The following is a 13,320-nucleotide window of genomic DNA, read 5'->3' on the forward strand; positions in this document are numbered from 1 at the left end:
CTCCATATCCGTTGGCAAAAGCATAGATAACTGAGTCTTAATTATCAATGAAAATACCAAAACAGGGTATTGAAGATCGGGGCAGCGATAACTGCCCCGGATATAAAAGCTATTTACTGACCGGCAGATCCTTCAGACAGTCAATGGTGTTGCATTCGATTCTGTCAGTCTCTTTTTGGTACGCCTTCTTGTGGGGCTCACCAAACGAGCGAATAACAAGCTTACCCCTGTTTTGCACCAGTCTGGCCAGGGCAGACTGCATATCCGAGGGCTTGAGTTTGCGAATTTCATCCGCAATTTTCACTCGATTGTCAAAATCCAGCTCGCCACTGGCAATTCCCTGCCAGAAACGACCATTACGTTCATCCATATTGTCGTCTTTCTTCAGCAGGTCACCGATCAACCCCTGGCGATACTGTTCCAGCTCCTGGTCTGTCAGTCCTGCCAGCACCGCTTTCTGATCGTTCAAAAACTGATCTACACGACCTTCCAGGCCAATAGGGTCCAGCTTGGGCGATTGCACCACAAAAATAACACCGGGGTGTTTCTCAAAGGGACGAGGCCCGGCAAACACCACGTACCCCAGCTGCTGTTCCGTCCGCAGGCTGTTAAAAAACGGATTTGCCAGCAGACGACCAAGCAATGCGTATTGAGCGCGCTCCCGGTTATCCGTTTTGGGAATCTGGTAATAACTGATCAACATCGAGTCATCATGCTCAATAGCCATATTCAGAACACGGTTGGTGTCGCCCAGAAGGTGGAAGGGCAGATCAAAACGGTCCCGACGGTTATGGTCATTCAGTAATGCCGACTCAACCATTGACGACAGTGTTAGTGCTTCTTGCTGACTGTGGTTACCATAAACCAGCATTTCTATATGAATCTGCCGGTAGAAGTCATGGGCATAATTAATCAATTGCTCATAAGTGACCTTTTCAGCAGCATTCAACAGAACATCATCCTCCGGATAGGAAGGATAGGTTGCCTGGCTAAGCGCATCCATTCCCAGTCGGTAAGGGGCATGGAACTTCTTGTTTTTCAGCCCTCTGACCAGCACTGCCTGTTCTTGTTCAAACGCGCTCTTCTCAGGCTTAAAGGTTGTCACTGCCTTGAGTATGTCTTCCAGCAGTACAGCCTGTTTGTCCTGATATCCCGCAAGGCTGATCAACAACCCTCGTCGTCCGGCCGTGATGCTGTAATTGAGACCCGCCTCCCTGGCCGGATAGCCATACTCATTGAGACTTCTTGACAGCAGCGACTTGTATATCTGAATCAATACATTATCGTCAGGTGTCGCTGAAGCAACCGGTGTAGAGATCATCACCCGTACATTGCCACGGGGCATATTGAAGCTGGTATCGGTCAGGCTCCATACCCGTAATCCCGGCTGTTCAAGAATAACCGATGGTTCAGTGACCTGGCCGCTGTCATGCAGCTCAAGGTTACTGGCGATAAACGGGTTCGGTTCAGGAATAGTCAATGACTGTCGGGCAATGGGCGTCTTCAGCCGTGTGACCAGCTCAGCGGCAAGGGGCTGAATGCTGTATTGCGTTTCAAAATACGGCTCAACCTGATCCGTGGACAGGTTCTGGGCAATGACCACCTGACGTAGATTTTCCGGGGTCATTCTGGCCAGATAACCCGAGATCAGCTCAGGGTCGTAGGAGTCATAAAGATAATTTGCTTCCAGCAGATGCTCCGGTGGCAGATAGTGCATTCTGGCCGCCAGCCCTGAGGCAGTCTGCTGCGGGTTACGGTCTTCCTGATAACGAAAGGCCAGCTCTGCAATTTGTTTGCTCTCCTCATAGAGCCATGGCTCAAGACCTTCCCTGCGAATCAGATCAAGATAGTCAAATACCATGGCCGTAATCTCATCCACCCGGGCCAGCCCTTCAGGCGTCAACTCCATGCGAACGGTAAACTCACTGTACTCATTGGGCAGGTCACTGCTGTAGGCTGCCAGTGAAACAATCAGGCCACGTTCTTTCAACAAACTGTGCAAACTGCCTTTGCCTTCGTAACCAATGATTCGGGCAAGATAGCCCAGAGGCTTGATATGGTAAAAAGGCTGTGTACTGGGCATGGGAAAACCCAGTGACAGAACCCGGGTATCTTTTAATGGCACAATATTGATACGGGCCTGCAATTCATTCCGGGTATACGGCTGTTTACCAATAATCAAATCGGGTTTTGCGCCCGGGGGAACCATCGAAAAAGAGGTATTCACCCACTGCTCAAGCCTGTCCAGTGGCTCTTTGCCATAAACAACCACACCCATATTGGCAGCAACATAGTACCTGTCATGAAAATCCTTTAACGACTGCCAGAGCTGCCCGTCACGATCATGCAGCGTCTCAAGGCTGCCGATATTAAACCGGCTCTTCGGGTGCTCCGGGTTTGACGTGGCATTGAGCGCCATAAAGAGACGCCAGCCATCCTCTCTGGCGTGCAGGCGATACTCTGCATCGACCGCATTTTTTTCCCGCTCTACATAGTTCGGATCCAGCCTGGGCGCGATAAAAAACTGGGCAAGGCGATCCAGCGCTGGCTGCAGCTGGTCGCTGTTAATATCAAAGTAGTAATTGGTTCGTACATCCGTCGTATAGGCATTACTGCTGCCACCATTGGCACGGATAAATTCAGAGTAACTGTCTACGTCCGGGTACTTTTCCGTCCCCATAAACAGCATGTGTTCGAGGAAGTGGGCAAGCCCAAGACGGTCGTCGGGGTCCTGGTAACTACCAACATTCACATCCACCGCAGCTGCCGACTTGTCGGTATCCGGGTCTGAGATCAGCAGCACCTTGAGACCATTATCCAAAGTGATATAGCGATAATGCCGGTCATCAGCAGGGCTTTTTATTACGTCTCCCGGGGTCACAAGGGCTTCTCTCTCCGTCGTCATTGAACAACCTGCTATTGAAACCATGGTTAGTACTCCTGCAACCATTGACACCAGTTTTTTTAACATATCAGCTTTCACTGTCCGGAACATCATACAATCTTTTGATCTATCCTGTTTTATTCGGCTTGCTGGCAAATCACCAGCCACCTGCGTTTTCCAGGAGCCTGTCGGACTTAAGCGTCCGTAGCGAGGATTGCGAGAAATTGAGGATAAAAATTTCTGCTTCTGAGGAGAATAGCGGGGCTATTTGACGAAGAAGCAGGAATTTTTAGACCAATTTATCGCAACCGCAGTAGGACAGTCTTAAGTCCGACAGGCTCCTAGCATCACTGAATCAATGCACTGAATGTCAGCATGGCGCATCTTCGTGTGGACTACAACAGCAATGCACTGGTTTTCCATCGGTTTTTCATGAATAATCTGCATCCCTTCCTGATACTTCATTTTTTTGCTTTCATGAAATTCCCCGGCCGACGAAAGATCAAGCATTACTTCCCGGTCAATACCCACAATCGCTTTGATATGGAAAGCTCAGTGTTTGGCCAGGCCAACACCTATATCTGTGGTATTGATCAGAACCTGGTGGATATTACTGCCCGAGTCGATGACTCAGTACTACGGGATTATGGCCTCGATAAAGGTGCCTCTCAATGGATAGATAACGACCAGGCCAATCGTCTGTACTGTTTTCTGAACGAGCAGCAGCTTATTGAAGACCAGTTTGCCGGCGGCACCATCGGTAACACGCTTCATAATTATTCCGTGCTGGCAGATGATCGCTCCGTTCAATTTGGCGTTATGAGTAAGAACATCCAGGTGGGTGACTACGCGTATCGCTACCTCTGTAATACCAGCAGTAAAGTCGATCTTACCTGGCTTCAGCCGGTTGATGGCCCTATTGGCCGTTGCTTTGCGCTGATTACGGAAGATGGTGAGCGTACCTTCGGTATCAGTCCCGGTTTTATGAACCAGCTCAGCCCCGAGTTTATCGATGAAACAATCATCGCCGAATCTTCAGGCCTGGCGCTAAGCGCTTATACGCTGGCAAATCCTGATCTGCCAATTTATCACGCCATGGTAAAAGCAGCACAGCTGGCAAAAAAACATCAAGTTCCGGTCATTTTGACACTGGGCACCCGTGGACTGGTCAATGCCATCAAGCAACCACTGATCGAGTTTCTTAACGAATATGTCACCATTGCCGCCATGAACGAAGAAGAAGCCGAGGAATTGACTGGAGAGCCGGACCCGCTGTCATCTTCTGCGCATATGCTGCAATGGGTTGATATGGTGTTACTGACGGCTGGTGCCGAAGGTCTTTATTTAAGTGGTTATACTGAAAAAGCGCTGGCCAGGGAAACTGACAACCCTATCCGTTCCGGAGCGATCAGTGATTTTAACAGGTATGAGTTCAGCCGCCCTCTGCTGCGCGCTCACTGTGAAGAACCACTGAAAGTATACTCACACATCAGCCCCTATCTTGGCGGCCCCAAAAACATAAAAAACACCAACGGTGCAGGCGACGGTGCATTGGCAGCACTTATTCACGATATGGCTGCCAACTACTATCACCGCCAGGTATTACCAACCTCAAGCAAACACAATAAGCCCTGGGTTACCTACTCATCCTTTGCCCAGGTTTGCAAGTACGCCAACCGGGTCAGTTTTGAAGTGCTGGCACAAAGCTCTCCCCGCCTGTCCAGGGCATTGCCGGAACGGGAGATGAGCCTGGAAGACAGTTACTGGGACCAATAAACGTCGATATCATCCCTTTTTAACGATGCCAGGATCAACGGCATCGTTATTCTACCCGGCTGTCAACTGTCAGCTGCTATAGTTGTTCGATCACCTTATGCCAGAGAAACCGCAATGAAGGATTGTGTCGTCTTTTATGGTGCCAGTGTAACCAGTCGGTCAAAAACTCAGGCCCGGGAAATTATTGACCGTGCGATACATATCTGTGAGTTGCTCAAAAACTATGGTTATCAATGCCATGCCGATGTTGTTCTGGATGACAAGCTGCACAGTCGATCAGCAGCCTCCATAACCAATATCCCTGAAAAGTTTCTCAAGCTCAGTACCGAAGAACAGGTCAATAAGCTATACCCTTTTCGTGCGTCTGATCCCAATGAGCTGCATAAAGAGCTGGCCTGCTACTACTGGGGACTGGACAGTTTGAGAAACGCCCGATTCTGCCTCTGGGATTTGACTTACCCCTCCACAGGTGCGGGCTTCGAACTGGCAACCGCTCTGACACTGGGTAAAAAGTGCTTTTGTTTTTCAGAAAACACCCGAATATCATCCACCGTGTGTGGCTATCCGCTGAACTCCCTGACGATTGGCAAATATAGTGACGGGTTTGAGCAACGGTTACTTGAATTCATAAAAGCCAGTGACCGGCATTTCAATATAAACCCCGGGGAGTAGCAGAGAATCCAGGAACACTGTAAAGAATGCTGTGACGCGGTTAAAATAAAAAATCATTTAACAGTACAGTGCCGCCATGGATATCAGCCATTTAAGAGAAGAGTACACTCAGGCCGGGCTCAGTCGGGACAACCTGAAAACCAGCCCCTTTGACCAGTTTGAGCTCTGGTTCAAGCAGGCTCAGCACGCTCAGCTGGCCGAACCCAATGCCATGAGCCTTGCCACCGTTTCCGCATCAGGCATGCCATCCCTGAGAACGGTACTCCTCAAGTATTTCGACCAGTCCGGCTTTGTCTTTTTCACCAACTACAGCAGTAATAAAGCCAGGGATATTACCAGCAATCCCCACGTTGCCATTATGTTTCCCTGGGTAGCCCTTGAACGACAGGTGGTCATCCAGGGCAAGGCAGAAAAAATTTCCACGGCTGAATCACTGCGTTACTTTACCAGCCGCCCTCATGGCAGTCAGCTCGGTGCCTGGGTATCACAGCAAAGCTCGGTCATTACCGGACGTAAGGTTCTGGAATTGAAACTGGAAGAGATGAAACGCAAATTCAGGGAAGGAAAAGTGCCTCTGCCCGATTTCTGGGGTGGCTATCGCGTCGTGCCTGAGAATATGGAATTCTGGCAAGGTCGCCCAAACCGCCTGCACGATCGCTTTCAATACACCCGGTTGTCCGCAGAGAAGGGCTGTGACTGGCAAGTCGACCGCCTTTCTCCCTAAACCTCCGTCAGTATTTTATGGGCACGTTATGAGTAAAGAAACCGCTGCACGAATCGCCGTAAGGGATGCGCTTATTCAACTGGTTGAACTGAATCGCTTATTCCGGGAAGCCATTGAATCAGACCATGGCTTACCCATCTGGACCATGGAGACGGAGTCCGAATCCACAAACCAGCGTGCTCTGGCAGCGGGTATTGCCACCCGACTGACCTATATCGAAGAGCAGAACAAGCAGGAGACCGCCCGCTTAACCGGACTGGTCGGCGTTTCTGAGCAGACCTTACAACTGGGCGAAGAACTGAACCTCTGTCGTGATCAGTTTAAAACGGCGATGGCCGACTTTCGCAAGCTGTTTGGCGACAGCATCGAGGCCATTGAACAGGCATCCGATGATTTGCGGGATGGTTTACTGGGAGGGCTGCAGGTCAAACACCTGCACTTTGTGCAATGTTACCGGCAACTCAAGCTCTTTCCAGAGGCCCCGAGACGGGTTGGTTTCAGTTGGGCTGCAAGTCACAGTGGCACGGTCAGGCTGACCGCCGAAGAAGCGATTGTCCATTTCAGAAAGAAATACATAGCCTCCGTCGCCGTTAATGAAGACATTGACCTACTGGAAAAAATGCCCGCCAAAGAAGTGGTGGTGATCAAGCGTATACTGGCTCCCCACCTGAGGGCTAATATTACCTGGTCAAAGGATATTCAGGCGCTCAGGCAGGCGGATCCGGCACTGAAAAAACAGTATCCGGCACAGATTAACTCGCCCCTCCCCCTGTTCATTCAGCTGAAGCCGGGAGAGCCGTTACCAGAGTTTAACCGGATTCGCCCCTATGACCCGTCTGCCAGACAGGAAAGACTGCAACGCAGTGATGCCCGTCTGGTTAAAATTAACGACAATCCTCATTCAAGAATTTACCGTTATGCTTAGGAGCCTGTCGGACTTAAGACTGTCCTACTGCGGTTGCGATAAATTGGTCTAAAAATTCCTGCTTCTTCGTCAAATAGCCCCGCTATTCTCCTCAGAAGCAGAAATTTTTATCCTCAATTTCTCGCAATCCTCGCTACGGGGTCGCCTAGACGGACGCTTAAGTCCGACAGGCTCCTAGCCATCTTGTTCCCTGAGATAAGCTTCCAGGTCCGTATAACCGCCAACGTACTCCTGACCATGAAAAATCTGGGGTACCGTTTCCACTTCCTTGCCGACGGTCTTAGACAGGTCAGCCTTACTGATCCCCTCTTCGTAGATATCAACGTATTTGAAAGGCAAACCTTTCATCTCCAGCAGCTGTTTGGCTCGTACACAGAATCCACAGCCAGGACGCCCAAACACAGTAAACCGATCCATTATTTATGCTCCATCAGGTTCATAGGAAAGCACCAGCTGGTGCAGATAAGTATTGAAGCAGGCACTATAAATGCTATTCGGCTGATAAATGCAGCCTGCTGTGCACAGAAATTACCTCTCTCAGACGTTTCCGGGCCTGCTTTTCTCCGGAAAAATTGCAGGCTGCAACCACCTGATGCCAGGGTTGATTCTGGATCACTCGAGTGACCAGCAGCTTTGCATCCGCAGCATCTATATCACCCGTACCAAGTATTCGAAAGGTCACTCTTTTGATGACATCAATGCAATTCTCATATTGTCTCTGCCCCTCTGTAAAGGAAACCAGCTCACGCTGATTATCGCCGGACAAAGCATATTCATCACTGCCCCTGATTATCAGTGCCATCATGGCAAAGATGGTGGCAACCACCTCAAAATCAAGCCCTTTAAGTTCATCCATCAATAACCACCGCAGCTGAGCCAGGCATTTCTTATGGGCCTGATCAACCATGCTTTTTGCAGTGCGTGATAATGGCTTGAGCATCATGGCAGAATGGGTACCACTGGCGGCGTCTCTGGACAAACCAACCCGCACGGGCACATAGCAAGAGTCGCCCCAGAACTTCAGAAGGTCATCAGTGGCACCAAACAGGGTGCCCAGGTAATCAATATGCTTATTTACGGCATCCTGCTGGAGTTTATCCAGCAGCATTTTGCCCAGCCCTGTTCTCTGGCAATCAGGGTGAACCGCTATTCTGATGACCCGAAGCCCCTTCAGGAAGATAGCTTCCGGTAGGCCCAGATGATTACTCAGCGACTGCGGCAGCAGATGACCGCGAACCCTGCGCCTTCCCAGCCAGATATCATCGGCCAGTGCCGGGTCAATCCCCCCTTCTCTGGCTGCCAGAAGAACGGCAATCAACCGTTGCTGTCGATCAAAAAGACCGTAGACCTCCATATTCCCACCATCCAGCAAATGGCGAAGGTCAAATGGCCGGGTCTGATAATGAGCGAGGACCAGCAAACCAAACAGCTGAGTTAACAAGTCTTCATTGAACAGTAATTCTTCAGATGATATTTGCCTGAAAGCGCACTGCTGCGAATGGATACTGTCCGGCTTATCAATGGCAGCGGGCACTGCATTGAGCAGCAGCGCCCTGAAGACAAAGCCTTCCAGGGGATCATCCGGCTGCCAGCGAATCGGCTCGGCCATTCTCAGCTCATGCCACTGAGGTGTTTTGCTATCCAGAACCTTTCTGAAGCGGATGGCAAAACCCCGTCCGGTTCCTTCGTAACCGTGAATGGTTGTAGCATAGACAATCCGACTGTAGTGAGTCAGCATTTTTTCCAGCAAGGGTGTGGGAATGGCAGCAGCCTCATCAACCAGCAATAACTGGGTTGCGGGCAGTGTCTGAACCAGATCGTCCGGAGGGATAAACTGAAGCCTGCCTGAAAGACCGGCATGATCCTCGCCCAGCATTTTCCCGGCATGGTGAAAGAACACCTCTGCGGTACTTCTTGAGGGTGCAGTTATGATTATCTGCTCAACACCTTCCAGCAACAACTGTGCTGCTGCGATGCCCAGAGATGCACTTTTTCCTCTGCCCCGATCGGCCGTCAGAACCAGCGGGCGACGACGGTGCCCACGAAACACCTTGTGTATTCCCCGGACCGCCCGCATTTGTGAACGGGTTTTACAGGGGGCGGTGACCCTCTCGTCCATGTCACCCGGTGTTTTTTTATCAGGATTATTTTCAGCCTCCTGAATCCGTAATCCCCCACCCTGAGTCAAGAGAGATAACTGATTGGAGGCTTTAATCATTTGCGACAAGCGCTGCAAATATCGTCCGGAGATATCCTCAAATTGTTGAGGGTAAACCTGCATCCGGCGATGTTCAGGGTCGTGGAAAAATTGCCATTGGTCCAATGACGGTATTAACAGTACCAGAATACCACCGGCACTTAAGGTTCCACTGATGGCACCAAACGCATCGACATCAAAGCCTGCATGGGCATTAAAAATAATGTTCTGATGCTCCCTGCCTAACCGGGACAGACACTGTTTTGCCGCAATAACTTCTGAATTTGAGGCTGCAAGCTCTGGGAAACCTGCTCCAATCAGAAGAACAGACTCCGCCAGGGCTGGAACCATCTCCACCACTTGACCCTTACACCAGTCCGCATCGCCTGCACATACCAGCAAACGCCGGTGACCGAACAACCTGGCGGCTGATTTTAGTGATAGAACAAGTTCACCAGCGGTAGAAATGGTCTGTTTACTCATGGATATCAGGAAGCCTCAGACCCGGTTTTCACCGACATGCCACCCTCTTTCACAACATACGCTTTGTTGATAATAACGGAGTCAACGGGTACATCACCGTGTGGGCCACGATAACCCGTCTTCACTCTGGCAATACTGTCTACCACATCCATGCCTTTGATGACATGGCCAAAAACGGCATAACCCGGCTTATAAGGCTTACCATTGAGAAATTCATTGTCTTTGAGATTAATGAAAAACTGGGAGGTCGCACTATCAGCGATCTGGGTTCTGGCCATGGCAATAGAGCCACGACTGTTTTCCAGACGCTGATTCAGCAGAGACTCATTTTTGATCGGAGCGCGGGTGGCCCGCTGACTCATATCCGCGGCAAAGCCTCCCCCCTGAATCATGAAGTTATTAATCACCCGGTGGAATACCAGACCATTGTAAAAGCCACTTTCAACATACTCGATAAAGTTGTTGACAGTGACGGGTGCCTCTTCGGGTGCCAACATCAAAACAATATCTCCTTTGCTGGTTTCCAGAACCACCTGAAACGCTTCGATCTTCTTCTCTGCGGCTTCAGCTGACTCTGTCGCTGCACCATACGCCAGGGTAGTCAAAAAAAGCATGGTGCTTCCCAGCAGCCAGTTTCGCATCAAACGCATCTATTCTCTCCAAAGCAGAAAAAGTTAAAACCACTTTATGCAATACAAACGGATAGACAGTAAAGACTCTGAAGGAAGAAAAAAAGCCTATTCAGCATCATAGTATTTTCGACAGAGAAAAAAGCAAAAGAAATGCGCGAGGGCTTGCAAATAGTGTTTTTTAGGGTAATATACCCAGCGCCTGAAGGGGCATTTCACCCTTCTTGTGTCGGAGCGTAGCGCAGCCTGGTAGCGCACCACAATGGGGTTGTGGGGGTCGGAGGTTCAAATCCTCTCGCTCCGACCAGACACTTTTTTACCTCAATTTTCTAACCCTCTTTGAAAACCCATTCCATCGGTTTTCACGATTAGCCAACAAGCAAACTTAAATCAGAAAATCCGGTTTCTACCCTTTCATACCATCAAAGTTCTTCATCAAATAAATCTTCAGGATCAACCTGAAGGATTAAACGAACACCCCCAATCGATCATGCCGCACTTTGAATAAAAGGATTTAACAGACTTGGATTGGTCGTGCTTAATCAATCGAAGAGAGAAGCGGTAGAGTTTGAATAATGCCACTCGTCTAGCAACGAGTGGCATTTGTGCCAGGAAGGGTTTTTATTGCAAGCAATAGCAAATCACTTATCGGAAAGTGCTGCCTTCGGTGTTTCAGAATTTTCGTAAATCAACAGCGGCTCAGAGTCACCATTGATAACCGAAGCATCAATCACCACCTTGGAAATGCTCTTGTCGGAAGGTATTTCATACATTGAGTCAAGCAGTACCGCCTCCAGTATCGAGCGCAAGCCCCGAGCACCGGTTTTGCGCTCCATGGCTTTTTTGGCAACCGCACGCAGAGCTTCCTGTCTGAAATCCACTTCCACCTCTTCCATATCGAAGAGCTTGCTGTACTGCTTGGTCAGTGCATTCTTGGGCTCAACAAGGATGCGCACCAGCGCTTCTTCATCCAGCTCTTCAAGCGTTGCAATAACAGGCAGACGGCCAACAAACTCAGGGATAAGGCCGAATTTCACCAGATCTTCCGGCTCAACTTCTTTAAAGGTTTCACCCAGATCCTTTTTGTCATCCTTACTGCTGACTTGTGCAGAGAAGCCAATACCAGACTTGTCAGTACGACCACGAATCACTTTATCCAAACCGGCGAAAGCACCGCCACAGATAAAGAGAATATTGGAAGTATCAACCTGCAGAAACTCCTGCTGCGGATGCTTGCGCCCACCCTGAGGCGGTACCGATGCAACCGTACCCTCAATCAACTTGAGCAGAGCCTGCTGAACACCCTCACCGGAAACGTCACGGGTAATGGACGGGTTATCAGACTTACGGGAAATCTTGTCAATTTCATCAATGTAGACAATACCCATCTGGGCTTTTTCTACATCGTAATCGCACTTCTGCAGCAGTTTCTGAATGATATTTTCAACGTCTTCACCAACATAACCTGCTTCCGTCAGGGTCGTGGCGTCAGCAATGGTGAATGGTACGTTGAGCATACGCGCCAGCGTTTCAGCAAGCAACGTCTTACCACTTCCGGTGGGACCAATCAGCAGGATATTACTTTTACCCAGCTCGACTTCATCTTTCTTTTTGTCGCCCTTGGCATCGCCAAAACGCAGACGCTTATAGTGGTTGTACACCGCTACGGATAAGACTTTCTTGGCCCGGGGCTGGCCAATTACGTACTCGTCGAGAGTTTCCTTGATCTCGCGAGGGATTGGCAGCTTATCTGAAGACTCTTCGCCACTGCTGTCCTGAATTTCTTCACGGATGATGTCGTTGCATAGATCAACACATTCATCACATATGAATACGGAAGGGCCGGCAATCAGCTTGCGCACTTCATGCTGACTCTTTCCGCAGAAAGAGCAGTACAACAACTTGCTGTCTTCACCCTTGCCGCTTGTTTCGTCGGTCATTCGATTACCCTGTTATACGGACAATGCCTGCCCTGCACTCTCCAGTGAAAATAGACAATGAAAATAGACCTGTCAGTCAAACTGATCAAAGCCCATTTCATGATTCACAATTACATGCCTGATAAGATGCAGGCATCGAGGCATGTTTTCAAGTGCTTGATCCGCTTGATACCAGAATTCATGCCCTGACCATCCGGGACCATGCATGTTTCTGGAAAGCTATTTTGATAGAGTCCTCCATACCAAGAGAACCCATCCAATGAGTTAGTGTTCAACGACTTTGGATAAAAATCAACCTGCATGCGCTATAAATAATGAAAATAGCACACTTTACAGAGGCTATTTTCATTGATTGCGGAGCATATCGCCGGAGATCACAAAAGAGCCATCAGCTCAATCGCCCAGCTTATTTTTTGTCTTTATTGCCGTCTTCACCACGACGATTCATGACCTGGTCGATCAGGCCATACTCAACTGCCTCATCGCCATTCATAAAGTTGTCACGGTCAGTATCACGCTCAATGACTTCAAGAGGCTGGCCGGTATGGTGAGCCAGAACATGGTTCAGCTTACTGCGAATGCTCAGAATCTCACGGGCATGAATTTCGATATCTGACGCCTGGCCCTGGAATCCTCCCAGCGGCTGGTGAATCATTACCCTGGAGTGTGGCAGACAATAACGTTTACCAGCAGCACCACCAGCCAGCAACAAAGCACCCATGCTCGCAGCCTGACCAATACACATGGTGGATACATCCGGCTTGATAAACTGCATGGTGTCATAAATAGACATCCCGGCAGTTACCGATCCACCCGGTGAATTAATGTACAGGTGAATATCCTTGTCCGGATTTTCCGATTCAAGGAACAGCAGCTGAGCAACCACCAGATTTGCCATGTGATCTTCAACCTGGCCCACCAGGAAGATCACTCGCTCTTTAAGGAGGCGGGAATAGATATCGTAAGAGCGCTCACCTCTGGCTGATTGTTCAACAACAATAGGTACCAGTCCTGAGTTGGTGATCGCAACGGCGTGCGGGTCTATCAGATTGGACATATCCTGTCTTAACTCCTTGCCAAGTCGAAGAAA

The 13,320-nt window shown here is 49.5% G+C and carries 10 protein-coding genes and 1 tRNA gene; 5 read left to right on the forward strand and 6 right to left on the reverse strand.

The genetic code is table 11. The annotated features are described in order from the left end of the window. Positions 1-109: 109 nt before the first annotated feature. Positions 110-2,929 carry an insulinase family protein gene (locus ACO6UX_RS04030; RefSeq protein WP_422445087.1) on the reverse strand — a complete coding sequence of 940 codons (2,820 nt, stop codon included), beginning with the start codon at positions 2,927-2,929 and terminating at the stop codon, positions 110-112. A 330-nt stretch (positions 2,930-3,259) separates the two neighbouring features. On the opposite strand from ACO6UX_RS04030, the gene ACO6UX_RS04035 reads away from it, so the two are divergent. The 4 genes from ACO6UX_RS04035 (at position 3,260) to ACO6UX_RS04050 (ending at position 6,981) form a co-directional block, all read left to right on the forward strand. Beyond that, positions 3,260-4,660, forward strand: coding sequence for an inosine/guanosine kinase (locus ACO6UX_RS04035; RefSeq protein WP_422445089.1), 1,401 nt, complete (start codon positions 3,260-3,262; stop codon positions 4,658-4,660). A 114-nt stretch (positions 4,661-4,774) separates the two neighbouring features. Further along, positions 4,775-5,332: a hypothetical protein gene (locus tag ACO6UX_RS04040; RefSeq protein WP_422445091.1), complete on the forward strand. Its 558-nt coding sequence runs from the start codon at positions 4,775-4,777 to the stop codon at positions 5,330-5,332. A 76-nt stretch (positions 5,333-5,408) separates the two neighbouring features. Next, positions 5,409-6,056 carry a pyridoxamine 5'-phosphate oxidase gene (gene pdxH, locus ACO6UX_RS04045; RefSeq protein ID WP_101745930.1) on the forward strand — a complete coding sequence of 216 codons (648 nt, stop codon included), beginning with the start codon at positions 5,409-5,411 and terminating at the stop codon, positions 6,054-6,056. A 28-nt stretch (positions 6,057-6,084) separates the two neighbouring features. Then, complete coding sequence (locus ACO6UX_RS04050; protein WP_422445093.1) at positions 6,085-6,981, forward strand: DNA replication terminus site-binding protein; 897 nt, start codon at positions 6,085-6,087, stop codon at positions 6,979-6,981. Between the two features lie 174 nt (positions 6,982-7,155). Here ACO6UX_RS04050 and ACO6UX_RS04055 read toward each other — a convergent pair whose 3' ends face one another. From ACO6UX_RS04055 to ACO6UX_RS04065, 3 genes are all read right to left on the reverse strand, one after another. Beyond that, positions 7,156-7,398, reverse strand: a complete 243-nt coding sequence (locus ACO6UX_RS04055; RefSeq protein WP_422445095.1) for a GrxA family glutaredoxin — start codon at positions 7,396-7,398, stop codon at positions 7,156-7,158. A gap of 73 nt (positions 7,399-7,471) precedes the next feature. Beyond that, positions 7,472-9,661: a tRNA(Met) cytidine acetyltransferase TmcA gene (locus ACO6UX_RS04060; protein ID WP_422445097.1), complete on the reverse strand. Its 2,190-nt coding sequence runs from the start codon at positions 9,659-9,661 to the stop codon at positions 7,472-7,474. Between the two features lie 5 nt (positions 9,662-9,666). Next, the gene (locus ACO6UX_RS04065) at positions 9,667-10,275 is read right to left on the reverse strand and encodes a peptidylprolyl isomerase (RefSeq protein ID WP_422445099.1); all 609 of its coding nucleotides are present in this window, start codon (positions 10,273-10,275) and stop codon (positions 9,667-9,669) included. 245 nt (positions 10,276-10,520) lie between these two features. Here ACO6UX_RS04065 and ACO6UX_RS04070 point away from each other — a divergent pair. Beyond that, a tRNA-Pro gene (locus tag ACO6UX_RS04070) sits at positions 10,521-10,597 on the forward strand. Positions 10,598-10,931: 334 nt separating this feature from the next. On the opposite strand, the gene clpX is transcribed toward ACO6UX_RS04070, so the two are convergent. Next, positions 10,932-12,230 (reverse strand): ATP-dependent Clp protease ATP-binding subunit ClpX, encoded by a 1,299-nt coding sequence (gene clpX, locus ACO6UX_RS04075; protein ID WP_422445101.1) that lies wholly within the window; start codon positions 12,228-12,230, stop codon positions 10,932-10,934. Between the two features lie 406 nt (positions 12,231-12,636). Continuing rightward, the gene (clpP, locus tag ACO6UX_RS04080; RefSeq protein ID WP_101747729.1) at positions 12,637-13,287 is read right to left on the reverse strand and encodes an ATP-dependent Clp endopeptidase proteolytic subunit ClpP; all 651 of its coding nucleotides are present in this window, start codon (positions 13,285-13,287) and stop codon (positions 12,637-12,639) included. Positions 13,288-13,320: the final 33 nt, after the last annotated feature.

The organism is Endozoicomonas sp. ALB091, from assembly GCF_049310265.1.
GTDB lineage: Bacteria > Pseudomonadota > Gammaproteobacteria > Pseudomonadales > Endozoicomonadaceae > Endozoicomonas.